Below are 23,197 nucleotides of genomic sequence, written 5' to 3'. Positions count from 1 at the left end.
TGAAAACGGTTCATTCTACCGCCATCTCGGGTATATCGCCAAATCAACGCGACCATTGCGTGCTGATTTATCGCTACGATGACGATTTAATTGGAAAAATTATGACGGGTAAAAAGCGTTCGGCCAGTTCCAGTCGCTGGCTACAGGAACACTTTAGCGATAAATATGTGCTGCAGGCACAGAAAAAAGGGTTGCGTTCGCGTGCCTGGTTTAAACTTGAGGAAATACAGCAGGGTGACAAGATTTTCAAACCCGGCATGACGGTGGTTGATCTGGGCGCTGCACCCGGCGGTTGGTCGCAATATGTGGTACAGCTTATCGGATCAAGTGGTCGTATCATTGCCTGCGATCTGTTACCAATGGATCCCATTGTCGGCGTTGATTTCCTGCAAGGCGATTTTCGTGATGAAGCGGTGCTTAACGCCTTACTGGAGCGCGTTGGCGACCAAAAGGTGCAGGTGGTGATGTCAGATATGGCACCCAACATGAGCGGGACACCTGCGGTTGATATTCCACGTTCGATGTATTTGGTAGAATTGGCGCTGGAAATGTGTCGGGATATCCTGGCCCCAGGCGGCAGTTTTGTCGTGAAAGTGTTTCAGGGAGATGGCTTCGATGAATACCTGCGGGAAATTCGCTCCCTGTTTACGAAAGTGAAAATTCGTAAGCCGGACGCTTCGCGATTACGTTCGCGCGAAGTGTACATTGTGGCGACGGGGCGCAAACTTTAGCCTGAATTGCCGGAATCAAAGCAAGACGACCAATGCGTTTACTCTGATGTCTAATTCTGAGTTTCAAGGTAAACAAGCAAAATCATCCGCACTGCGATTCCAGGTATGAAGGATCTATAGTACCCTACGCTGTCTGTTAACATCGTTGTAATATGAGGTTAATCCCTTGAGTGACATGGCGAAAAACCTGATTCTCTGGTTAGTCATCGCGGTCGTGCTGATGTCTGTATTCCAGAGCTTTGGGCCCAGCGAGTCGAATGGCCGTAGGGTTGATTATTCAACTTTCCTATCGGAAGTGAACCAAGATCAGGTCCGCGAGGCACGAATTAACGGGCGTGAGATTAACGTTGTCAAAAAAGACAGCAATAAATACACCACCTATATCCCCGTCAACGATCCTAAGTTACTCGATAACCTGTTGACCAAAAACGTCAAAGTAGTTGGCGAACCGCCTGAAGAACCAAGCCTGCTGGCTTCAATCTTCATCTCATGGTTCCCAATGCTGCTGCTGATTGGCGTGTGGATCTTCTTTATGCGGCAGATGCAGGGCGGCGGCGGTAAGGGCGCGATGTCCTTCGGCAAGAGCAAAGCCCGCATGTTGACCGAAGATCAGATCAAAACCACCTTTGCTGATGTGGCCGGTTGTGATGAGGCCAAAGAAGAAGTTGGTGAGCTGGTTGAGTATTTGCGTGAGCCGAGCCGTTTCCAGAAACTGGGCGGTAAAATCCCGAAAGGCGTCCTGATGGTCGGCCCTCCGGGTACCGGTAAAACGCTGCTGGCGAAAGCCATTGCAGGCGAAGCGAAAGTACCGTTCTTTACCATTTCCGGTTCTGACTTCGTTGAAATGTTCGTAGGTGTCGGTGCATCACGTGTGCGTGACATGTTTGAACAAGCGAAGAAAGCCGCGCCGTGCATCATCTTTATCGATGAAATCGATGCGGTTGGCCGTCAACGTGGCGCCGGTTTAGGCGGTGGTCACGATGAACGTGAACAAACGCTGAACCAGATGCTGGTTGAGATGGATGGCTTTGAAGGTAATGAAGGCATCATCGTGATCGCGGCAACTAACCGTCCAGACGTGCTTGACCCGGCGCTGCTGCGTCCAGGTCGCTTCGACCGCCAGGTTGTGGTTGGCTTGCCAGACGTCCGCGGTCGTGAGCAGATTCTGAAAGTGCATATGCGTCGTGTGCCGTTGGCTACCGATATGGATCCCTCTGTTATTGCACGCGGTACGCCGGGCTTCTCCGGTGCGGATTTGGCTAACCTGGTCAACGAAGCTGCGCTGTTCGCTGCTCGCGGCAATAAGCGTGTGGTTTCAATGGTTGAGTTTGAAAAAGCCAAAGACAAAATCATGATGGGTGCAGAACGTCGCTCCATGGTGATGACCGAAGAGCAGAAAGAATCGACGGCGTACCATGAAGCGGGTCACGCAATCGTGGGTACTCTGGTTCCGGGTTACGATCCGGTGCACAAAGTCACCATCATCCCGCGTGGTCGCGCTTTAGGTGTTGCCTTCTTCTTGCCAGTGGGCGATGAGATCAGCGCCAATCGTCAGAAGCTGGAAAGCCGTATTTCAGTGGCTTACGGCGGGCGTCTGGCGGAAGAGATCATTTATGGTCCGGACTATGTTTCTACCGGTGCTTCATCTGACATTAAAATGGCGACCAGCGTAGCGCGCAACATGGTTACGCAGTGGGGCTTCTCCGAGAAGCTGGGTCCGTTGCTTTACGCTGAAGAAGAGGGTGAAGTGTTCCTTGGACGTTCAGTGGCGAAAGCGAAACATATGTCAGATGAAACGGCGCGCATTATCGATCAGGAAGTTAAACACCTTATCGATACTAACTACCAACGTGCTCGCCGCATCCTGAACGAAAACATGGACATCCTTCACGCGATGAAAGACGCGCTGATGAAGTATGAGACCATCGATGCACCACAAATCAGCGATTTGATGGCACGTCGCGAAGTACGTCCACCTGCAGGTTGGGAAGAGGCTAAGGTTGCTGTTGGTAACGGCGACTCAACTCAGGCTCCTCGCCCTGTAGATGACCCGAAAACACCGGGTTCTGATAAGATTATGTGATGGCAATCTGGCGGGACGATAACTCTACCGCTAGATTTACAGCCCACACTGCTTGTTATAATGCAAACCCCGGCCGGTCCGGGGTTTTTTTTATTTCGCGATTTAGTGGTCCCTCAAGGAGATTTTCGCCATGAAGTTGTTCGCACGTGATTCCCATCTCGATCTCTCTTTTCCCCATGTGATGGGTATTTTGAATGTCACGCCGGACTCCTTCTCAGATGGCGGAACCCACAACACCTTGGTCGATGCGCTGACGCACACCAATGAGATGGTGAACGCGGGTGCCACCATCATTGATGTTGGCGGTGAGTCTACGCGTCCCGGGGCTGATGAAGTCAGTGTGGAAGAAGAGCTGGAACGTGTCATTCCCGTAGTAGAAGCCATTGCACAGCGTTTTGAGGTGTGGATTTCAGTCGATACCTCCAAGCCAGAAGTGATCCGCGAGGCCGCGCGAGTGGGCGCTCACATCATTAATGATATTCGCTCACTATCCGAACCCGGTGCGCTGGTGGCTGCTGCGGAAACCGGTCTGCCGGTATGTTTGATGCATATGCAAGGCGAACCGCGCACCATGCAGCAGGCACCGGAATATCACAATATTGTTAGCGAAGTGGACGCTTACTTCGCTGCTCAGATTGCGCGCTGTGAAGCGGCCGGAATAAAAAAAGAGAATCTGCTGCTCGATCCTGGCTTTGGATTCGGTAAGAATCTCAGCCACAACTATGAACTGCTGGCGCATTTGAGCCATTTCCACCATTACGGTTTACCGCTATTAGTGGGAATGTCGCGTAAATCGATGGTTGGACAGCTATTAAATGTTGGTCCGGCGCAGCGCCTGACCGGCAGCCTAAGCTGTGCGGTGATCGCCGCTATGCAAGGGGCACAAATTATTCGCGTACATGATGTGAAAGAGACGGTCGAAGCGATGCGCGTCGTCGAAGCGACACGAAGAGCAAAAGGATAAAGGCATGAGTAATCGTAAATATTTCGGTACAGATGGTATTCGCGGCAAAGTCGGTGAAGCGCCGATTACCCCTGATTTTGTCCTCAAGCTGGGCTGGGCAGCAGGTAAAGTGCTGGCGCGCCAGGGCTCTCGCAAAGTATTGATTGGTAAAGATACGCGTATTTCAGGTTATATGCTGGAATCGGCGCTGGAAGCGGGACTGGCGGCAGCGGGATTGTCTGCGGCCTTTACGGGACCAATGCCGACGCCGGCTATCGCCTATCTAACGCGCACCTTCCGTGCGGAAGCGGGCATTGTGATTTCGGCATCGCATAATCCGTTTGACGACAACGGCATTAAATTCTTTTCTGCTGAAGGCACCAAGCTGCCGGATGAAGTTGAAGAAGCCATTGAGCTGGAGATGGAGAAACCTATCACCTGCGTCGAGTCCGCTGAACTGGGCCGCGCTAGCCGCATTGTTGATGCTGCAGGCCGTTATATCGAATTCTGTAAAGGTACCTTCCCGAGCGAGCTGAGTCTCAATGGGCTTAAAATTGTGGTCGATTGCGCAAACGGTGCGACTTACCACATTGCTCCCAACGTGCTGCGTGAACTCGGCGCAACCGTGATTGCTATCGGCATACAGCCGGATGGTATGAACATCAATAAAGATTGCGGCGCGACCGATTTGCGTCTGCTGCAACATCGCGTGTTAGAAGAGAAGGCAGATCTCGGATTGGCTTACGATGGTGACGGCGACCGCATCATGATGGTTGACCATCTGGGCCATAAAGTTGATGGTGACCAGATTCTTTATATCATTGCGCGCGAAGGGCTGCGTCAGGGCCAGCTGCGCGGCGGCGTGGTGGGCACGCTGATGAGTAACATGGGGCTGGAACTGGCACTGAAGCAGCTGGGTATTCCGTTCACCCGTGCAAAAGTGGGCGACCGCTATGTGCTGGAAAAAATGCAGGAAAAGGGATGGCGTTTAGGGGCGGAAAACTCCGGTCACGTCATTTTGCTGGATAAAACCACCACCGGCGACGGCATTGTGGCAAGTTTGCAAGTGCTCACTGCTGTTGTACGAAATCATATGACGTTACACGATTTGTGCAGCGGTATGAAAATGCTGCCGCAGATTTTGGTTAACGTGCGCTTTGCTGGCGAGCACGATCCGCTGGAAAGCGAGAGCGTGAAAGCAGTGACCGCAGAAGTGGAAAAAACGCTGGCGGGACGTGGTCGCGTGTTGCTGCGTAAATCCGGCACCGAACCGCTTATCCGTGTAATGGTGGAAGGTGAAGATGAGGCGCAGGTTAGCGCGCTGGCGCATAAAATTGCAGATGCAGTAAAAGCGGTGTAATTGAATTCAGGCGGAGAAATTTTGCACTTTCCGCCTGCAAAATCACCGGGATGGTGCTTTTTTCCGCAATCGAAAGCGATGGTGAAAATTGCACTTGCAGAGGTATGTGCCATTGGTTAGTATTCACACCCGCTTCTGATGGGTGATGACGAGACTCCCCATCGATATTGGTTGAAGCTTTAACTGTGCAGATAACGCGCAAGGAAACAGGTTGATTATGTACGAAGCTCTGTTAGTTGTTTTCCTTATTGTAGCGATTGGCCTCGTAGGTTTGATCATGCTGCAGCAAGGCAAAGGCGCTGATATGGGAGCCTCATTCGGTGCAGGCGCTTCTGGTACGCTGTTCGGTTCTAATGGGTCAGGCAACTTTATGACTCGTATGACCGCGGTACTGGCTACGCTGTTCTTCATCATCAGCCTGGTTCTGGGTAATCTGAACAGTAATAAAACAGCCAAAGGAAGTGAGTGGGATAACCTCACTGCGCCGGCGCAGTCTGAACAGCAGACTCAGCCAGCTAAACCGGCAACGCCGGGCAATGATATCCCGCAGTAAGATCGTCAACGCTGTAGTGCGACAAATTAGCGTCGCAGTCTAGTGATGTACCGAGGTGGTGAAATTGGTAGACACGCTACCTTGAGGTGGTAGTGCTCGAAAGGGCTTACGGGTTCAAGTCCCGTCCTCGGTACCAAATCTCAGTAAAACTTGCATTTTTTGCAAGGCCGGCGTATTATTCGCCACGTTTTCGGACGCGGGGTGGAGCAGCCTGGTAGCTCGTCGGGCTCATAACCCGAAGGTCGTCGGTTCAAATCCGGCCCCCGCAACCACTTTCCCTTAGAGTTCTTTTTCAAATATACTGTATGCATCGACGGACGCACTCATCAGTGATTTTGAAAAAAATTCTTTTGGATTGTGCTCCGAAGCCGCTATGCGGCGTACAGGGTCCAGTCACAAAAAGCCCCGAATATTCGGGGTTTTTTGTTATCAGGAAATCGACACACTGGGCTATAGGCCCTTTTTTTATGTCTTGGGGGTGGGCTTGTCCACATTAGAGCAAAAATTGACAGAGTTGATCTCTGCTCCAGTAGAAGCGCTTGGCTACGAATTAGTCGGTATCGAGTTTATTCGTGGTCGCACATCAACATTGCGCATCTATATTGATAGTGAAGAGGGTATCAATGTTGATGATTGCGCCGATGTTAGCCACCAGGTCAGCGCAGTAATGGATGTGGAAGATCCAATTACCGTGGCTTACAACCTTGAAGTTTCCTCGCCGGGTCTCGAACGTCCTCTTTTCACTGCTGAACACTATGCACGTTTTGCCGGTGACGAGGTGAGCCTGGTACTACGCATGGCCGTACAAAACCGCCGTAAATGGCAGGGTATCATCAAGTCTGTAGAAGGTGAGATGATCACGGTGACCGTTGAGGGTAACGATGAAGTGTTCGCGCTGAGCAACATTCAGAAAGCGAACCTGGTCCCCCACTTTTAAAAGTCCGGATTGAGGCTAACCAGGATGAACAAAGAGATCTTAGCTGTAGTAGAAGCCGTTTCTAACGAAAAAGCCCTGCCGCGTGAGAAAATCTTCGAAGCGCTGGAGAGCGCTTTGGCCACTGCGACCAAAAAGAAGTATGAGCAAGAGATCGAAGTGCGAGTCAGCATTGACCGTCGCAGCGGCGATTTCGACACCTTCCGTCGCTGGCAGATTGTTGAAGAAGTCACGCAGCCGACTCGCGAGATCACGCTGGATGCAGCCCGTTATGAAGACGAAGCGTTCAATCTGGGCGAATTTGTCGAAGATCAGATTGAATCTGTCACCTTCGACCGTATCACCACCCAAACTGCTAAGCAGGTTATCGTACAAAAAGTACGTGAAGCTGAGCGCGCAATGGTGGTTGATCAGTTCCGTCAACACGAAGGCGAAATCATCACTGGCGTGGTGAAGAAAGTGAACCGCGACAACATTTCACTGGACCTCGGTAGCAATGCTGAAGCGGTGATTGGACGTGAAGACATGCTGCCGCGTGAAAACTTCCGTCCAGGCGACCGCATCCGCGGCGTGCTGTACGCCGTTCGCCCTGAAGCACGTGGCGCACAGCTGTTCGTCACGCGTTCTAAGCCGGAAATGCTGATTGAGTTGTTCCGCATTGAGGTGCCAGAAATTGGCGAAGAAGTTATCGAGATCAAAGCGGCAGCGCGCGATCCGGGTTCACGCGCCAAAATCGCAGTGAAAACCAACGATAAACGTATTGATCCAGTAGGCGCTTGCGTCGGTATGCGCGGTGCGCGTGTGCAGGCGGTTTCAAGCGAGCTGGGTGGCGAGCGTATCGATATTGTGCTGTGGGACGACAACCCGGCGCAGTTCGTTATCAACGCTATGGCGCCTGCTGATGTGGCGTCAATTGTGGTGGACGAAGACAATCACACCATGGATATCGCTGTTGAAGCCGGCAATCTGGCTCAGGCGATCGGTCGTAACGGCCAAAACGTGCGTCTGGCTTCCCAACTGAGCGGTTGGGAACTGAACGTGATGACCGTCGATGATCTGCAGGCTAAGCACCAAGCTGAAGCCCATGCAGCAATCGATATGTTCACCAAACATCTCGACATCGACGAAGAGTTCGCCACCATTCTGGTGGAAGAGGGCTTCTCTTCGCTGGAAGAATTGGCTTATGTGCCAATCAACGAGCTGCTGGAAATCGACGGCCTCGATGAAGAGACCATTGAAGCCCTGCGTGAACGAGCAAAAAATGCGTTAACTACCCTGGCATTAGCGAAAGAAGAGAGCCTTGGTAATCAGGAGCCCGCTGAGGATCTTCTGAATCTTGAGGGCTTGGATCGTGCGCTGGCGTATCGCCTGGCGTCGAAAGGCGTTTGCACGCTGGAAGATCTCGCTGAGCAAGGTGTTGACGATCTGACAGATATTGAAGGGCTGGATGATGAGAAGGCCGGTGCGCTGATTATGGCTGCACGTAATATCTGCTGGTTCGGCGATGACGCGTAATAACAGGAAGGAACAGCATGACAGATGTAACCGTAAAATCGCTGGCCGCCGAAATTCAGACCCCGGTCGATCGCCTGGTACAGCAATTTGCTGATGCAGGGATCCGTAAGTCTGAAAATGATGCGGTGTCCCAGCAAGAGAAAGAAACCTTACTGTCTCACCTGAATCGTGAGCACGGTCAGACCGGTTCAAGCAAGCTGACTTTGCAGCGCAAGACGCGCAGCACCTTGAATATTCCCGTCACCGGGGGTAAAAGTAAGTCGGTACAAATCGAAGTCCGCAAAAAGCGCACATACGTGAAAGGCGACGCAGAGTCTGAGCAAGCTCAGGCAGAAGCGGAAGCCGAGGCGCAGCGTGAAGCGGAAGAGCAGGCGCGTCGCGAGGCGGAAGAACAAGCCCGTCGCGAAGCTGAACAGAAAGCGCAACGTGAAGCCGAAGATAAAGCCAAGCGCGAAGCCGCTGACAAGGCCAAACGTGAAGCAGCGGAAAAAGAGAAATTGACTAATCAACCTACCGACGTAGTAGCCAAGGCTGCGCAGTCTGATAAAGCCCGTCGTGAAGCAGAAGCTGCCGAACTGAAACGTAAAGCAGAAGAAGAAGCTCGCCGTAAGCTGGAAGAAGATGCGCGCCGCGTGGCCGAAGAAGCCCGCCGCCTGGCTGAAGAAAAAGGCGCTGAATGGGCAAAACCTGAAGAAGAGGATAAAGGCGACTATCACGTCACTACCTCTACTCATGCCCGTCAGGCAGAAGACGAGAACGATCGCCAGGTTGAAGCTGGCCGTGCACGTGCTCGCACCACCAAAGCTGCTCGCCCGGTGAAGAAAGGCAACAAGCACTCTGAAGCCAAAACCGATCGTGAAGAAGCTCGTGCTCAGGTACGTGGCGGCAAAGGCGGTAAGCATCGTAAGCCAAGCACCCTGCAGCAAGGCTTCAACAAGCCAGCTCAGGCTGTGAACCGTGATGTTGTCATCGGTGAAACCATCACCGTTGCTGAACTGGCCAATAAAATGGCAATCAAAGGTTCTCTGGTCGTTAAGGCGATGATGAAGATGGGCGCAATGGCGACCATCAACCAGGTTATCGACCAAGAAACCGCTCAGATGGTCGCGGAAGAGATGGGCCACAAAGTGATCCTGCGCCGCGAGAATGAGCTGGAAGAAGCGGTAATGGACGATCGTGATACCGATGCTGCGCAGGAAAGCCGCGCGCCAGTCGTGACCATCATGGGCCACGTTGACCACGGTAAAACCTCTCTGCTTGACTACATTCGTTCTACGAAAGTGGCTTCAGGCGAAGCAGGCGGTATTACACAGCATATCGGTGCATACCACGTTGAAACTGACAACGGTATGATCACCTTCCTCGACACCCCGGGCCACGCCGCGTTTACCGCAATGCGTGCACGTGGTGCGCAGGCAACGGATATCGTTATCCTTGTGGTTGCGGCTGATGACGGCGTGATGCCTCAGACCGTCGAAGCTATCCAGCATGCGAAAGCAGCCGGTGTGCCAGTGGTTGTTGCAGTCAACAAAGTTGATAAGCCTGATGCAGATCCAGATCGCGTTAAGAATGAACTGACCCAATACGGCATCCTGCCGGAAGAGTGGGGCGGTGAGAACATGTTCGTTAACGTCTCTGCGAAAGCCGGTACCGGTATCGACGACCTGCTGAATGCGATTCTACTGCAAGCTGAAGTCCTGGAACTGTCTGCAATCCGTGAAGGTATGGCGAGCGGCGTGGTGATTGAATCGTTCCTCGACAAAGGTCGTGGTCCGGTTGCTACCGTGCTGGTACGTGAAGGTACGCTCAATAAAGGCGATATCGTGCTGTGCGGCTTCGAATATGGCCGTGTTCGTGCGATGCGTGATGAATTGGGTCGCGAAGTGTTTGAAGCGGGTCCATCCATTCCAGTGGAAATCCTCGGTCTGTCCGGTGTGCCGGCAGCGGGTGATGAAGCGACCGTGGTACGTGACGAGAAGAAAGCACGTGAAGTTGCACTGTATCGTCAGGGCAAATTCCGTGAAGTTAAGCTGGCGCGTCAGCAGAAGTCTAAGTTGGAGAATATGTTCGCCAACATGACCGAAGGTGAAGTGTCTGAGCTGAACATCGTGCTGAAATCCGACGTACAGGGTTCTGTGGAAGCGATCTCCGATTCCCTGCTGAAACTCTCTACCGACGAAGTGAAAGTGCGGATTATCGGTTCGGGTGTAGGTGGAATTACCGAAACCGACGCAACGCTGGCTGCAGCTTCCAACGCGATCATCCTCGGCTTCAACGTACGTGCTGATGCATCAGCTCGCCGCGTCATTGATTCTGAAAACGTTGACCTGCGTTACTACTCTGTCATCTATAATCTGATCGACGAAGTGAAAGCAGCAATGAGCGGTATGCTGGCGCCTGAGTTCAAACAGCAGATTATCGGTCTGGCTGCGGTGCGTGACGTGTTCAAATCACCGAAGTTTGGTGCTATCGCGGGCTGTATGGTTACCGAAGGTAACATCAAACGTCACAACCCAATCCGTGTACTGCGTGACAACGTGGTTATCTATGAAGGCGAGCTGGAATCTCTGCGTCGCTTCAAAGATGACGTTAACGAAGTTCGTAACGGCATGGAATGTGGTATCGGCGTGAAGAACTACAACGACGTTCGCGTTGGCGATATGATCGAAGTCTTCGAAGTGATTGAAATTAAACGCACCATCGATTGATCATCATTTGATGTGTTGCAATTTGGGAGGCCTCTGGCCTCCCGAATTATTTGGGAGAAAGAATAATGGCAAAAGAATTTGGCCGCCCACAGCGCGTTTCCCAGGAGTTGCAGAAAGAGATTGCAATCATCCTGCAGCGCGAAATTAAAGATCCGCGTCTCGGTATGATGGTGACGGTTTCGGGCGTAGAAGTGTCCCGCGATCTGGCTTATGCCAAGGTGTTTGTGACCTTTCTGAATGACAAAGATGAAGAAGCGGTGCAAAACGGCCTGAAGGCGCTGAAAGAAGCCTCTGGCTATATCCGCACGCTGGTAGGTAAAGCGATGCGCTTACGTATCGTGCCGGAACTGACCTTCTTCTACGACAATTCGCTGATCGAAGGTATGCGTATGTCGAATCTGGTCAGCAACGTTATCAAGAGCGATGTTGAGCGTCGTGGCGATAGCCCGGCGGAAGATGACAAGGAGGACTAATGAGTCGTCCTCGTCGTAGCGGTCGCGACGTCCACGGTGTGTTTCTGCTGGATAAGCATCAAGGCGCATCCTCCAATGATGTGCTGCAGAAAGTAAAACGTCTGTTCAATGCGAATAAAGCGGGCCACACCGGCGCACTCGATCCGCTAGCAACCGGCATGCTGCCGGTGTGCCTCGGCGAAGCCACTAAGTTTTCGCAATATCTGCTGGATTCTGACAAACGTTATCGCGTGATAGCTCGTCTTGGTGAACGCACCGATACGTCAGATGCCGATGGCAATATTGTTGAAACGCGTGAGATTACTTTCAATCAGGCTGAGCTGGATGCGGCGCTGGAGTACTTTCGTGGTGACACCATGCAGGTGCCGACCATGTTCTCCGCGCTGAAGTATCAGGGGCGTAAGCTGTATGAGTACGCGCGTGAAGGCATTACCGTGCCGCGAGAAGCGCGTCCGATTAAAGTGTTCGAACTGCAGTTTATTCGCTGGGAAGGGGATGAGCTGGAGCTAGAGATTCACGTCTCCAAAGGCACTTACATTCGCACTATCATCGACGATCTCGGTGAGCGGCTGGGCTGTGGCGCGCACGTTATCATGCTGCGTCGTCTGCAGGTGGCACGTTATCCAATCGAAAAAATGGTGACGCTGGAGCAGCTTCAGGAAGTGGCGGCCACCGTCAATATGGCGGAAACACCGGATTACAGCGCGCTTGATGCGTTATTGTTACCGATGGATAGCCCGGCAGAAGAGTTCCCTATCGTGAATTTACTGCCTGCCGTGGCGGCTTATTTCAAACAAGGTATGCCGGTTCAGGTGGCCGATGCGCCGGAACAGGGATTGGTGCGTGTGACCGAAGGTGATGAGCACAAATTCATTGGTATGGCCGAAATCGCTGATGACGGGCGCGTGGCGCCGCGTCGTCTGGTGGTAGAATTTCCTGCATAATCAAGCGACTCACATCTGACGTAACGGCGCATTTGCGTTGCTATCAGGCGAAGAGTAGAATGGCGCGGCTTTAAAAGCGGGCTGCTGAATTAGAGATCGGCACCCATACATTCATTTATTACTGGAGTTTATTATGTCTCTAAGCGTAGAAGCTAAAGCAGAGATCGTTGCTAAATACGGTCGTGGTACCAACGACAGCGGTTCAACTGAAGTTCAGGTTGCTCTGCTGACTGCTCAGATTAACCACCTGCAGGGTCACTTCTCTGAGCACAAGAAAGATCACCACAGCCGTCGCGGTCTGCTGCGCATGGTATCTCAGCGTCGTAAGCTGCTGGACTACCTGAAGCGTAAAGATGTTGCACGTTACACCGGTCTGATCGAAAGCCTGGGTCTGCGTCGCTAAGTCTGAAGAATCTGATCAAGGGTGTAGCGCATGCACTATGCAAAAAAACGCATCTGACGATCAGATTTGTGCGAGTTTCGCGAAAAGGGGGCCTTTATGGCCCCTTTTTTCGAGCAATCCGCAGCAATCCGGACCAAACTCATGTATTGTTGCAGAGAGTGATCTTTGATTGCAGAGGTTCGCGCGGCTAATGAGAGGCTTGACCGCATGGGTGGTTAAGATTGTCATTAGTCGCGAGGATGCAACTGAAGATCGGTAATCCCCGGCGCGCCAGAATGGGCTGCGCCCCTCGAATTTAAGGACTTAAATTTTGCTGAACCCGATCGTACGCAAATTCCAATATGGTCAGCATACCGTCACGCTGGAAACCGGTATGATGGCGCGCCAGGCCACCGCGGCAGTTATGGTGAGCATGGATGACACTGCTGTATTCGTGACTGTTGTTGGCCAGAAAAAAACTAAACCAGGTCAGGACTTCTTCCCGCTGACGGTTAACTATCAGGAGCGTACTTACGCTGCTGGTCGTATCCCGGGTAGCTTCTTCCGTCGTGAAGGCCGTCCAAGCGAAGGCGAAACCCTGATCTCACGTCTGATTGACCGTCCAGTACGTCCGCTGTTCCCGGAAGGCTTCATTAACGAAGTTCAGGTAATTGCGACCGTTGTGTCTGTTAACCCACAAGTTAACCCGGACATCGTTGCAATGATCGGTGCATCTGCAGCGCTGGCTTTGTCTGGCCTGCCGTTCAATGGTCCAATTGGCGCAGCGCGCGTAGGTTATATCAATGACCAATACGTACTGAACCCAACTGCAGATGAAATTAACGAATCTCGTCTGAACCTGGTGGTTGCTGGTACTCAGAACGCGGTGCTGATGGTTGAATCTGAAGCTGACATTCTGACCGAAGAGCAGATGCTGGGCGCCGTAGTATTTGGCCACGAGCAGCAGCAGATCGTTATCGAAAACATCAATGCGCTGGTTGCCGAAGCGGGTAAACCACGCTGGGATTGGCAGCCACTGCCAACTAACGATGCACTGATTGCACGCGTTACTGCCTTGGCGGAAGCGGGCATCAGCGATGCGTATCGCATCACTGATAAGCAAGAGCGTTACACGCAGGTTGGCGCCGTTAAAGATGCCACTATCGCCGCTCTGCAGGCTGAAGATGAAACTTTGGATGCTGGCGATATCGCTGACATCGTGCATGACCTCGAGAAGAGCGTTGTTCGTAGCCGTATTATCCGTGGCGAACCGCGTATCGATGGTCGTGAAAAAGATATGATTCGTGGCCTCGACGTGCGCACTGGCGTACTGCCACGCACGCACGGTTCTTCACTGTTCACCCGTGGTGAAACGCAGGCGCTGGTTACCGCGACCTTAGGTACCGCACGTGACGCGCAAAACCTGGATGAGTTGATGGGCGAGCGTACCGATAGCTTCCTGTTCCACTACAACTTCCCTCCATACTGCGTGGGCGAAACCGGCATGGTTGGCTCTCCAAAGCGTCGTGAGATTGGTCACGGTCGTTTGGCTAAGCGTGGCGTGCTGGCAGTGATGCCTAAGCAAGCTGATTTCCCATACACCGTACGTGTGGTGTCAGAAATCACCGAATCTAACGGTTCTTCTTCAATGGCTTCCGTGTGTGGTGCTTCTCTGGCACTGATGGATGCAGGCGTACCGATCAAAGCAGCCGTTGCCGGTATTGCGATGGGTCTGGTTAAAGAAGCGGACAATTTTGTTGTTCTGTCAGACATTCTGGGTGACGAAGATCACCTCGGCGACATGGACTTCAAAGTTGCAGGTAGCCGCGACGGTATCACTGCACTGCAGATGGATATCAAAATCGAAGGTATCACCCGTGAAATCATGCAGGTTGCCCTGAATCAAGCTAAGGGTGCACGTCTGCATATCCTGAGCGTGATGGAACAGGCAATCAGCACGCCGCGTCAGGAAATTTCTGAATTCGCGCCGCGTATTTACACCATCAAAATCAGTTCAGACAAGATCAAAGATGTCATCGGTAAAGGCGGCTCGGTAATCCGTGCGCTGACCGAAGAAACCGGCACCACCATCGAAATCGAAGATGATGGCACCGTGAAGATCGCTGCAACTGATAGCCTGAAAGCTAAAGAAGCCATTCGTCGCATTGAAGAGATTACTGCTGAGATCGAAGTGGGCCGCGTTTACTCAGGCAAAGTGACACGTATCGTTGATTTTGGTGCCTTCGTGGCAATCGGCGGCGGTAAAGAAGGTTTGGTTCACATCTCTCAGATCGCTGACAAGCGCGTAGAGAAAGTGACCGACTATCTGCAGATGGGCCAGGAAGTTCCAGTTAAAGTGATGGAAGTGGACCGTCAGGGCCGTGTACGCCTGAGCATCAAAGAAGCGACAGAGCAGAAACCAGCGGAAGAAGTTGCTACCGCTGCAACTGATGCATCTGACGCCGAGTAAGCGTTTACCGATTGGCCTCTCCCTGCTCTGTGGGGAGAGGTATTTAGATCATCGCGAGGGCGGGAATCCTTGTGCACAGCAGGAGGATGACAGGATGGTTGTCCCAATGTTTGTATTCGGGAGTGGGAAATGAAGCCTTTTTTGCGCTGGTGTTTTGTTGCGACAGCTATCACGCTGGCAGGATGCAGCAACTCCAATTGGCGTAAGAACGAAGTTCTGGCAGTACCTTTGCAGCCCACACTGCAGCAAGAGGTAATCCTGGCACGCATGGAACAAATTCTTGCCAGTCGTGCCCTGACCGATGATGAACGCGCACAGCTATTATATGAGCGCGGAGTGTTGTATGATAGTTTGGGTCTGAGGGCATTAGCGCGGAACGATTTTTCGCAAGCGCTGTCTATAAGACCAGATATGCCTGAGGTATTTAATTATCTCGGTATATACTTAACGCAGGCAGGCAACTTTGATGCTGCCTATGAAGCGTTTGATTCTGTACTTGAGCTTGATCCAACTTACAACTATGCGCATTTAAACCGTGGTATCGCCCTCTATTACGGCGGTCGATACAAGTTAGCGCAAGATGATCTGCTGGCGTTTTATCAAGACGATCCTAACGATCCTTTCCGCAGCCTTTGGCTCTATCTCGTTGAAAGCGAAATGGACGCCGACAAGGCAAAAGTTACGCTGAGACAGCGTCATGACAAAGCGGTCCGGGACCAATGGGGATGGAATATTGTCGAGTTCTACCTTGGCGACATCAGTGAAAAAACATTGATGGAACGTCTCAAGGCGGACGCAACGGATAACACCTCGCTCGCTGAACATCTCAGTGAAACCAACTTCTATTTAGGTAAGTACTACCTAAGTCTGGGGGAGAAGGACGACGCGAAAGCGTTGTTCAAACTGGCGGTGGCCAACAACGTAAACAACTTTGTTGAACACCGATACGCATTGTTGGAACTGGCGCAACTCGGCCAGACACAAGACGATTTATCAGAATCTGACCAGCAATAGCTGACGAACTTTTATTGCCTGAATACCTGTAAAGTCATCATCTTCAGAGATGAGGGCTTTTCTGTTCGTCAAAACTTCTAATTTGAGCCGGTTCACACTTTTTGATGAAAATGACTGAAAGTTTTCACGACGAGTTATGTAGACTGGCCGCCGCAATCTAAGAGGCACGTGTACTACATGACTGATATTCAAACCACTTTTGCTGACCTTGGCCTGAACGCCGACATCCTCGAATCACTGAACGGTATGGGCTACGTTAAGCCTTCTCCAATCCAGGCTGAGTGTATTCCTCACCTGCTGGCTGGCCGTGATGTGTTGGGTATGGCGCAGACCGGTAGTGGTAAAACCGCGGCATTCTCGTTGCCGCTGCTAAACAACATTGATCCTACTGTTAAAGCACCGCAAATTTTGGTGCTGGCACCTACCCGTGAATTAGCGGTGCAGGTTGCAGAAGCCGTCACAGAATTCTCTAAACACATGCGTGGCATTAACGTTGTAGCCCTGTACGGCGGCCAACGTTATGACGTGCAGCTGCGCGCACTGCGTCAGGGACCACAAGTCGTTGTGGGTACGCCTGGTCGTCTGCTGGATCACCTGAAACGCGGCACGTTAGATCTTTCTAACCTGCGCGGTCTGGTACTGGACGAAGCTGATGAAATGCTGCGTATGGGCTTCATCGAAGACGTTGAAACCATCATGGCGCAGATTCCAGACGGTCATCAGACCGCGCTGTTCTCAGCCACCATGCCAGAAGCGATTCGTCGTATTACTAAACGCTTCATGAAAGATCCGCAGGAAGTGCGCATCCAGTCAAGCCTGACTACGCGCCCAGACATTTCTCAGTCTTACTGGACCGCTTACGGCCGTAAAACTGATGCGCTGGTTCGCTTCCTGGAAGCTGAAGATTTCGATGCAGCTATTATCTTCGTGCGTACCAAAAATGCCACGCTGGAAGTGGCCGAAGCGCTGGAGCGTAGCGGTTATAACAGTGCAGCATTGAACGGTGACATGAACCAGGCACTGCGTGAGCAGACGCTGGAGCGCTTGAAAGATGGTCGTCTCGACATCCTGATCGCTACCGACGTTGCCGCACGTGGCCTGGACGTTGAGCGTATCAGCCTGGTTGTAAACTTTGATATCCCAATGGATGCAGAGTCTTACGTTCACCGTATCGGTCGTACTGGCCGTGCAGGTCGTGCAGGTCGTGCATTGCTGTTCGTTGAGAACCGCGAGCGTCGTCTGCTGCGCAACATTGAACGTACTATGAAGCTGACCATTCCAGAAGTTGAGCTGCCTAATGCAGAACTGCTGGGTGAGCGTCGTCTGGCCAAGTTCGCGGCTAAAGTACAGCAGCAGCTGGAAAGCAGCGATCTGGACCAATATCGCGCACTGCTGAGCAAAATGCAGCCGGGCGAAGATCTGGATATCGAAACTCTGGCCGCAGCACTGCTGAAAATGGCTCAGGGCGAACGTCCACTGATTCTGCCACCAGAAGCACCGCGTCCAGCGCGTCGTGAATTCAGCGATCGTCCTGAGCGTAGTGAACGTCGTGATTCACGTGATTCTCGCGGCCCACGCGAAAGCCGTGACAGCCGTGATGGCGATCGCCCACGTCGTGAACGTCGTGATGTTGGTGAAATGCAGCTGTACCGCATTGAAGTTGGCCGTGATGATGGTGTTGAAGTTCGTCACATCGTTGGCGCGATCGCTAACGAAGGCGATATCAGCAGCCGCTATATCGGTAACATCAAGCTGTTTGGCACGCACTCAACTATCGAGCTGCCGAAAGGCATGCCGGGCGAAGTTCTGCAGCATTTCACTCGCACGCGTATTCTGAATAAACCGATGAATATGCAGTTGATGGGTGATGCACCAGTGCATGAGCGTAGCGAACGCCGTGGTAGCGGTGCTCCGCGTGATGGCGCACCACGTGGCGAAGGCGCTCCACGTCGCTTCTCCGAACGTCGTGAAGGTGGCCGCGAAGGCGGACGCTTCAGCCGTGAAGGTGGTCGTGGCCCACGTCGTGAAGAGGGTGCAGCTGCTGCACCACGTCGTCGTGACGCATAAGCGATAAACGCTAAAGAGTAAAAAGGGACGCTGATGCGTCCCTTTTTTTATGCTGGTGGAAACTAAATTTTACACGCCACCGGCAATCAGCACGCGCTCGCCGCTAACGTAAGCTGACTCTTCTGAAGCCAGGAACAGCGCCACCTGCGCCACATCTTCTGGCAGGCCAAAGCGTCCTAATGGCGTTGCCGCAATCAGCTGTGCTTTTAATTCCGGATGCATCTTCTTCGCTGCCAGCAAGCCTTCGGTCAAAATGATGCCAGGCGCTAACGCATTGACGCGAATATTACGCGGCCCCAATTCCCGTGCGAGACCCTGGGTCAGCGTATCAATTGCGCCTTTAGTTGCCGCCCAAAGCACTGAACCGGGCGTGCTGCGTTGGCTGTTAAGGGCGCTGAGGTTAATGATTGAACCGCCACGAGCCGGGAAATATTTTGCCGCCAACTGACAAACCAGCAAAGTGCCAAGCAGATTCACATTCAGCTGCTGTTGCATCTCGCTGATGCTGAGATCGCTGAAGTCGCCGTGGTGAAAAATACCGGCATTGTTCACCACAATGTCGGGTGCGCCAAACTGCTCAATGCTGCTAGCGAACAGGCGCTGCACATCGGCCTCGCGCGAGATATCTGCCTGTACAGCGATGGCGTCACTACCCAGCGCCTGAATGTCAGTGACCACATCCGCGGCGCCCACTTCATCCTGAAGATAGTTGACCACCACACGAGCACCGGCCGCCGCGAAAGTCATGGCGATGGCAGCACCAATGCCTTTCGAAGCGCCCGTCACCAGCGCAATTTTGCCTTCAAGTGTTTTCATCGTGTCTCTCCACCTGAGATTTCGGGGAAGATAAAGCATGCGCTGCCCGTACAATTTTGTGGTAGCGCAATCCTGCAAGCTTTTTGCACAATCCTGCAAATCTGCTGTGCAAGGACTAGGCGTAATTCCTGCGACAAGCGAGAATATCAGCTTAGTGATTTCTTATCGCGGAGCGCATATCGCATGATTCATCAGCAGCAATGGCAGCAGTTAGTGGCGATTATCGCCCGTCATGCGCCGGAAGATGGTCGCCATAATAGCCCGATCGATTTTCTCTCATTTGGCCGCAGTTCCAAGCCCACCAGCTTAACGCACGTAGCGACCTGGGCCAGTTTCGCGCTGGTAGCGCAAGGACAGAAAGCCCTGCGCATGGGCGATGATGTGATGCATTACGGACCGGGCGATTTGCTGCTGGTGACGCTCGATATGCCGGTGCAATCCTGCGTAGTAATGGCGACGCCAGAAAAACCGAATCTCGGCGTGGGCATCACCATCAACGAAACGCGTCTGATGCGTTACCTTGAGCATTTTCCACATCATCATGTTGGTAGCAGTGCCATCAGCGAACGCGGCATTGCCGTGCATAAAGTTGCGCCACCGTTGGTCGATGCGGTGATGCGTCTGGTTGAATTAGTGGATCAGCCACAGGATATAGCCGCACTGGCGCCGTTAATTGAGCAGGAAATTTTCTATCGTTTGCTGACCGGACCAGAAGGACCGCGCATTCTCAACATGGCGCTGACGGAACGACCAGGCAACAAAGTGGCGCGCGCAGCACGTTGGCTACGTGAAAACTTTCATCAGCCACTAAAAATGGATCACCTGGCGAGCAGCGTAGGAATGAGCATTTCGTCGTTGCATCACCACTTCAAAGCGGTGACGGCGATGACGCCGATGCAGTATCAAAAGCAGCTGCGGCTGAATGAAGCGCGGCGCCTGATGTTAATTGAGAAGCTGGATGCCGGAACGGCGGGCTATCGGGTGGGGTATCAAAGTGCATCGCAGTTCAGTCGCGAATACAGCCGTTTTCACGGCCAGTCTCCGGCGCGTGATGTGCGAACCATTGCGGTGGGTCAGGAGTGGTTAAACCCACCGCAATAACCGTTACAGCGAGCGCGCGGCTTCCATTGCCAGTGCGAAGGAGCGTAGACGAGCCTCTGAGTCGTAAATCTGGCCGTTAACCATGATCTCATCCGCCTGAGTTTCACGTACCAGCGCTGCCAGTCCGTTACGTACTTTTTCGCTGTCGCCGACAATCGACATGCTCAGCGCTTGCTGCACGCCATATTGTTCAGACGGTGACCACAGATTATCCATGTTCTCCACCGGCGCGGGTAGCGGACCCGGCTTGCCACGACGCAGATTGATAAACTGCTGCTGCATTGAGGTAAACAGGAAGCGCGCATCACGTTCGCTATCGGCCGCGACGACGTTAACGCACACCATCGCATACGGTTTCGCCAGACGCGCGGAAGGTTTGAATTTCTCACGATAGAGATGCAGTGCCTGGAACAGCAGGTCTGGCGCAAAGTGCGAGGCAAACGCAAACGGCAAACCAAGCTGAGCGGCTAGTTGTGCGCTGTACAGGCTGGATCCCAGTAGCCACACCGGAATCTTCAGGCCTAAACCTGGCACCGGCTGAACGGGTGGATGTTCGCCTTCTTCGGCGTCAAACCAGCGAATCAGCTCAGAGACATCTTCCGGGAAACTATCTGCCTGGCCGCTGGAAAGATGACGACGCAACGCCAGCATGGTGCGTTGGTCCGAACCTGGCGCGCGGCCTAATCCCAGATCGATACGGCCAGGATAAAGCGATTCGAGGGTACCAAACTGTTCGGCGATCACCAGCGGCGCATGGTTTGGCAACATGATGCCACCCGAACCAAGACGCAGGGTTTCGGTGTTTGCCGCTAAATAGCCAATCAGTACCGACGTGGCAGCGCTGGCAATGCCGGTCATATTGTGGTGTTCGGCCAGCCAATAGCGGTGGAAACCAAGCGCTTCAGACTGACGCGCCAGCGCCAGCGAGTTATGGAACGCGTCGCGCGCAGATGAACCTTGTGGAATAGGGGCCAGATCCAACACGGACAGGCGAACAGTTTTTTTCTCAGACATTGGCACTCCAAATAAGGATGGCGCAGGTGTTTAATCGGACCTGCGTCTGTGAGTATTACTCATCGTTACCTATATTAAAACTGCTAATAACAGCTGGAATATAGCCGGAATGTGCCTTTATCCGCCGCCTTCCAGTGCCATTCCGGCCAGGCGACGCCAATAACCGTTACTATCACTGCCACGCGCCATCATCAGCGGTGCCTGGCCGGCTTCATTGGCACGAAATCTATCGACTTCTGCCAACGTGCTTTCGCCTTGGGGTGACAGGCGCACAATGTCGACCCAATTATGCATGCCGCTCAGATCGTTGCCGAGGTTGTAGCAATAGCCGCTCATGGTTTGAATGCCGTTTAGCACAAACACCTGCTGGCCCTCCTGCGACAACACACGACGCCCGGTTGGGTAGTTAATACAGCAGGTTTGGCAGTCATCTTTGGCACGATTCTCAGCGCGGGCAGTAAAGCAGCGCGCCGACAGCGCCAGCGGCAGATGCCCATAACCGAGCACCTCCACCTCAAACTTATCGCGGACGCCTGCTGCATCGCACTGTTGCAGCAGTTGAATCAGCCAGTCGCGCGACATCTCCACCGGAATGCACCAGCGCGTCATGCCCTCTTTTAATAATAGTTGCAGCGTCTGTGCGTTATACACATTGAGCGTCGGGCCCGCGACAAACGGCAATCGGCGCTCCGCCGCCATATTTACCGTACCCATATCGTTGGCTTCCAGCAGGAATTCGCCGTTTTCGACATAACGACGCAGCTCTTTCACTTCCGACGGCGACTGCAGCAATGCCAGCGTACTGAGCACCACTTGCTTGCCGTGCTGCGCCAGCAGGCGGGCGATTTCCATCCATTGATTTAATGAGGTGGCGCGACGTTTACTGCACACCGCTTCGCCGAGATAGACGATCTCGGCGCTGCTTGCGGCAGCATGTTGATAAAAGTTTTCCAGCGTTTCAGTTGGCCAGTACCACAGCACCGGCCCAAGGGCGTATTTCATGCGATCTCCTTATTGCCAGTCGCGGTGATAAGCACCAAGCGTGGTTTGGCTGCCTTCAGACAGTTCACCCAGCGCCTGCATCCACGGTTCCTGCACCGCATAGTGCTCCGGCGCGGCCATACAGCGGTCAATTGCCTGACGCCACACTTTTGCCACCTGGGCCACATAGGCCGGACTGCGCTGACGCCCTTCGATTTTCACCGAGGCGATATTGGCGCGCAGCAACTCGGGCAGTAGCGACAGCGTATTCAGACTGGTGGGCTCTTCCAGCACGTGATAAAGCTGGTTATCCACTTCGTATCGGCCTTTGCACAGCGTGGGATAGCCAGCGCTTTCGTTGGGTGCGTATCGATCAATCAGCACTTCGTTCAGGCGCGACTCCATCCCTTTTGGCGTTTGCTGCCAGCGGACAAATTTGGCCGGGGAGCAGGCTCCAGCGCTATTCGGCGATTCGCCGGTCAGCCAGGAAGAGAGGTAGCAGCGGCCTTCGGCCATAATGCACAGGCTGCCAAAGGCGAACACTTCAAGCGGTACCGGCGTCTCTCGCGCCAGCTGTTTTACCTGATGCATTGACAGCACGCGCGGCAGTACCACGCGGCTAAGTTGAAAATGCCGATGATAAAAATGGATGGCCTGCAAATTAGTGGCAGAGGCCTGCACCGAAAGATGTCGCTCAACCTGTGGATAGTGTTTGGCCGCGTACGCCAGCGTGGCGATGTCAGCCAGAATCAGCGCATCGGCACCGTTCTGCGCGGCAACGTCAATCGCCGTCTGCCAGCGATTCATACCGTCAGGATGGGCAAAGGTGTTGATTGCCACATGCAGCTTACGGCGATGCTGGTGCAGATAGCGCGCGGCCTCGGCCAGTTTCTTGTCGGTAAAATTGAGGCCAGCAAAGTGGCGGGCATTGGTATCATCTTTCAGGCCGACATACACCGCGTCAGCACCATGCTCCACCGCCGATTTCAGCGCAGGTAAATTCCCCGCTGGACACAGCAGTTCCATACGTTTTCCTCCCCGGATTCTGAAGCCGAAGAGTGTAGATAACTGACTCGCCAGCAATGTTGATTTAAGGCAGTGAAAGCGC

20 protein-coding genes and 2 tRNA genes are annotated in these 23,197 nt (G+C 53.1%); 18 read left to right on the top strand and 4 right to left on the bottom strand.

The window, feature by feature from the left end:
- Positions 1–101 precede the first annotated feature (101 nt).
- The 17 genes from rlmE (at position 102) to WFL93_RS15160 (ending at position 18,177) form a co-directional block, all read left to right on the top strand.
- Positions 102–731 carry a 23S rRNA (uridine(2552)-2'-O)-methyltransferase RlmE gene (gene rlmE / locus WFL93_RS15235; RefSeq protein WP_007886684.1) on the top strand — a complete coding sequence of 210 codons (630 nt, stop codon included), beginning with the start codon at positions 102–104 and terminating at the stop codon, positions 729–731.
- 175 nt (positions 732–906) lie between these two features.
- A complete protein-coding gene (ftsH, locus tag WFL93_RS15230; RefSeq protein WP_036620266.1) occupies positions 907–2,814 on the top strand; it encodes an ATP-dependent zinc metalloprotease FtsH in 1,908 nt (635 codons plus the stop codon).
- A gap of 130 nt (positions 2,815–2,944) precedes the next feature.
- Complete coding sequence (gene folP, locus WFL93_RS15225; RefSeq protein ID WP_007886686.1) at positions 2,945–3,778, top strand: dihydropteroate synthase; 834 nt, start codon at positions 2,945–2,947, stop codon at positions 3,776–3,778.
- Positions 3,779–3,782: 4 nt separating this feature from the next.
- On the top strand, positions 3,783–5,117 hold the full coding sequence (gene glmM, locus WFL93_RS15220) for a phosphoglucosamine mutase (RefSeq protein ID WP_336778497.1): 1,335 nt from the start codon (positions 3,783–3,785) through the stop codon (positions 5,115–5,117).
- Between the two features lie 217 nt (positions 5,118–5,334).
- The gene (secG, locus tag WFL93_RS15215) at positions 5,335–5,670 is read left to right on the top strand and encodes a preprotein translocase subunit SecG (RefSeq protein ID WP_007886689.1); all 336 of its coding nucleotides are present in this window, start codon (positions 5,335–5,337) and stop codon (positions 5,668–5,670) included.
- Between the two features lie 49 nt (positions 5,671–5,719).
- A tRNA-Leu gene (locus WFL93_RS15210) sits at positions 5,720–5,806 on the top strand.
- A gap of 59 nt (positions 5,807–5,865) precedes the next feature.
- A tRNA-Met gene (locus WFL93_RS15205) sits at positions 5,866–5,942 on the top strand.
- Positions 5,943–6,154: 212 nt separating this feature from the next.
- Complete coding sequence (gene rimP, locus WFL93_RS15200) at positions 6,155–6,607, top strand: ribosome maturation factor RimP (protein ID WP_036620302.1); 453 nt, start codon at positions 6,155–6,157, stop codon at positions 6,605–6,607.
- 24 nt (positions 6,608–6,631) lie between these two features.
- A complete protein-coding gene (nusA, locus tag WFL93_RS15195) occupies positions 6,632–8,119 on the top strand; it encodes a transcription termination factor NusA (RefSeq protein ID WP_007886691.1) in 1,488 nt (495 codons plus the stop codon).
- Between the two features lie 17 nt (positions 8,120–8,136).
- The gene (gene infB, locus WFL93_RS15190) at positions 8,137–10,827 is read left to right on the top strand and encodes a translation initiation factor IF-2 (RefSeq protein ID WP_007886692.1); all 2,691 of its coding nucleotides are present in this window, start codon (positions 8,137–8,139) and stop codon (positions 10,825–10,827) included.
- 65 nt (positions 10,828–10,892) lie between these two features.
- On the top strand, positions 10,893–11,300 hold the full coding sequence (rbfA, locus tag WFL93_RS15185; protein WP_007886693.1) for a 30S ribosome-binding factor RbfA: 408 nt from the start codon (positions 10,893–10,895) through the stop codon (positions 11,298–11,300).
- A complete protein-coding gene (gene truB, locus WFL93_RS15180; protein ID WP_336778496.1) occupies positions 11,300–12,244 on the top strand; it encodes a tRNA pseudouridine(55) synthase TruB in 945 nt (314 codons plus the stop codon). Before rbfA ends, truB begins: the two co-directional genes overlap by 1 nt.
- A gap of 133 nt (positions 12,245–12,377) precedes the next feature.
- The gene (gene rpsO, locus WFL93_RS15175; protein WP_036620269.1) at positions 12,378–12,647 is read left to right on the top strand and encodes a 30S ribosomal protein S15; all 270 of its coding nucleotides are present in this window, start codon (positions 12,378–12,380) and stop codon (positions 12,645–12,647) included.
- Positions 12,648–12,957: 310 nt separating this feature from the next.
- Positions 12,958–15,096, top strand: a complete 2,139-nt coding sequence (gene pnp / locus WFL93_RS15170) for a polyribonucleotide nucleotidyltransferase (protein ID WP_007886696.1) — start codon at positions 12,958–12,960, stop codon at positions 15,094–15,096.
- A 129-nt stretch (positions 15,097–15,225) separates the two neighbouring features.
- Positions 15,226–16,110, top strand: a complete 885-nt coding sequence (gene nlpI, locus WFL93_RS15165; protein ID WP_007886697.1) for a lipoprotein NlpI — start codon at positions 15,226–15,228, stop codon at positions 16,108–16,110.
- Positions 16,111–16,214: 104 nt separating this feature from the next.
- Positions 16,215–16,271, top strand: a complete 57-nt coding sequence (gene yrbN, locus WFL93_RS24315) for a protein YrbN (RefSeq protein ID WP_098053093.1) — start codon at positions 16,215–16,217, stop codon at positions 16,269–16,271.
- Between the two features lie 16 nt (positions 16,272–16,287).
- The gene (locus WFL93_RS15160) at positions 16,288–18,177 is read left to right on the top strand and encodes a DEAD/DEAH family ATP-dependent RNA helicase (protein ID WP_007886698.1); all 1,890 of its coding nucleotides are present in this window, start codon (positions 16,288–16,290) and stop codon (positions 18,175–18,177) included.
- Between the two features lie 69 nt (positions 18,178–18,246).
- Here the strand turns inward: WFL93_RS15160 and WFL93_RS15155 are convergent, their stop codons facing one another.
- Positions 18,247–18,993, bottom strand: a complete 747-nt coding sequence (locus tag WFL93_RS15155) for an SDR family NAD(P)-dependent oxidoreductase (protein WP_336778495.1) — start codon at positions 18,991–18,993, stop codon at positions 18,247–18,249.
- A gap of 183 nt (positions 18,994–19,176) precedes the next feature.
- On the opposite strand from WFL93_RS15155, the gene WFL93_RS15150 reads away from it, so the two are divergent.
- Positions 19,177–20,094, top strand: a complete 918-nt coding sequence (locus tag WFL93_RS15150) for an AraC family transcriptional regulator (protein WP_007886700.1) — start codon at positions 19,177–19,179, stop codon at positions 20,092–20,094.
- A 3-nt stretch (positions 20,095–20,097) separates the two neighbouring features.
- Here WFL93_RS15150 and WFL93_RS15145 read toward each other — a convergent pair whose 3' ends face one another.
- From WFL93_RS15145 to ubiU, 3 genes are all read right to left on the bottom strand, one after another.
- On the bottom strand, positions 20,098–21,108 hold the full coding sequence (locus tag WFL93_RS15145) for a luciferase-like monooxygenase (protein ID WP_336778494.1): 1,011 nt from the start codon (positions 21,106–21,108) through the stop codon (positions 20,098–20,100).
- Positions 21,109–21,225: 117 nt separating this feature from the next.
- The gene (locus WFL93_RS15140; protein WP_336778493.1) at positions 21,226–22,110 is read right to left on the bottom strand and encodes a U32 family peptidase; all 885 of its coding nucleotides are present in this window, start codon (positions 22,108–22,110) and stop codon (positions 21,226–21,228) included.
- A 9-nt stretch (positions 22,111–22,119) separates the two neighbouring features.
- Positions 22,120–23,115 carry a ubiquinone anaerobic biosynthesis protein UbiU gene (gene ubiU, locus WFL93_RS15135; RefSeq protein ID WP_180822975.1) on the bottom strand — a complete coding sequence of 332 codons (996 nt, stop codon included), beginning with the start codon at positions 23,113–23,115 and terminating at the stop codon, positions 22,120–22,122.
- Positions 23,116–23,197: the final 82 nt, after the last annotated feature.

It is taken from the genome of Pantoea sp. USHLN256 (assembly GCF_037149875.1).
In the GTDB taxonomy this organism is placed as follows: Bacteria; Pseudomonadota; Gammaproteobacteria; order Enterobacterales; family Enterobacteriaceae; genus Pantoea; species Pantoea nemavictus.
Note: the sequence above shows the minus strand (reverse complement) of the source record. Positions and strands in the feature narration are given on the sequence as shown.

Bases quoted from the DNA above. Each gene is read 5' to 3' on its own strand.
- rlmE (WP_007886684.1), top strand. From the start codon at position 102: ATGACGGGTAAAAAGCGTTCGGCCAGTTCCAGTCGCTGGCTACAGGAA.
- ftsH (WP_036620266.1), top strand. From the start codon at position 907: ATGGCGAAAAACCTGATTCTCTGGTTAGTCATCGCGGTCGTGCTGATG.
- folP (WP_007886686.1), top strand. From the start codon at position 2,945: ATGAAGTTGTTCGCACGTGATTCCCATCTCGATCTCTCTTTTCCCCAT.
- glmM (WP_336778497.1), top strand. From the start codon at position 3,783: ATGAGTAATCGTAAATATTTCGGTACAGATGGTATTCGCGGCAAAGTC.
- secG (WP_007886689.1), top strand. From the start codon at position 5,335: ATGTACGAAGCTCTGTTAGTTGTTTTCCTTATTGTAGCGATTGGCCTC.
- nusA (WP_007886691.1), top strand. From the start codon at position 6,632: ATGAACAAAGAGATCTTAGCTGTAGTAGAAGCCGTTTCTAACGAAAAA.
- infB (WP_007886692.1), top strand. From the start codon at position 8,137: ATGACAGATGTAACCGTAAAATCGCTGGCCGCCGAAATTCAGACCCCG.
- rbfA (WP_007886693.1), top strand. From the start codon at position 10,893: ATGGCAAAAGAATTTGGCCGCCCACAGCGCGTTTCCCAGGAGTTGCAG.
- truB (WP_336778496.1), top strand. From the start codon at position 11,300: ATGAGTCGTCCTCGTCGTAGCGGTCGCGACGTCCACGGTGTGTTTCTG.
- rpsO (WP_036620269.1), top strand. From the start codon at position 12,378: ATGTCTCTAAGCGTAGAAGCTAAAGCAGAGATCGTTGCTAAATACGGT.
- nlpI (WP_007886697.1), top strand. From the start codon at position 15,226: ATGAAGCCTTTTTTGCGCTGGTGTTTTGTTGCGACAGCTATCACGCTG.
- WFL93_RS15160 (WP_007886698.1), top strand. From the start codon at position 16,288: ATGACTGATATTCAAACCACTTTTGCTGACCTTGGCCTGAACGCCGAC.
- WFL93_RS15155 (WP_336778495.1), bottom strand. From the start codon at position 18,993: ATGAAAACACTTGAAGGCAAAATTGCGCTGGTGACGGGCGCTTCGAAA.
- WFL93_RS15150 (WP_007886700.1), top strand. From the start codon at position 19,177: ATGATTCATCAGCAGCAATGGCAGCAGTTAGTGGCGATTATCGCCCGT.
- WFL93_RS15145 (WP_336778494.1), bottom strand. From the start codon at position 21,108: ATGTCTGAGAAAAAAACTGTTCGCCTGTCCGTGTTGGATCTGGCCCCT.
- WFL93_RS15140 (WP_336778493.1), bottom strand. From the start codon at position 22,110: ATGAAATACGCCCTTGGGCCGGTGCTGTGGTACTGGCCAACTGAAACG.
- ubiU (WP_180822975.1), bottom strand. From the start codon at position 23,115: ATGGAACTGCTGTGTCCAGCGGGGAATTTACCTGCGCTGAAATCGGCG.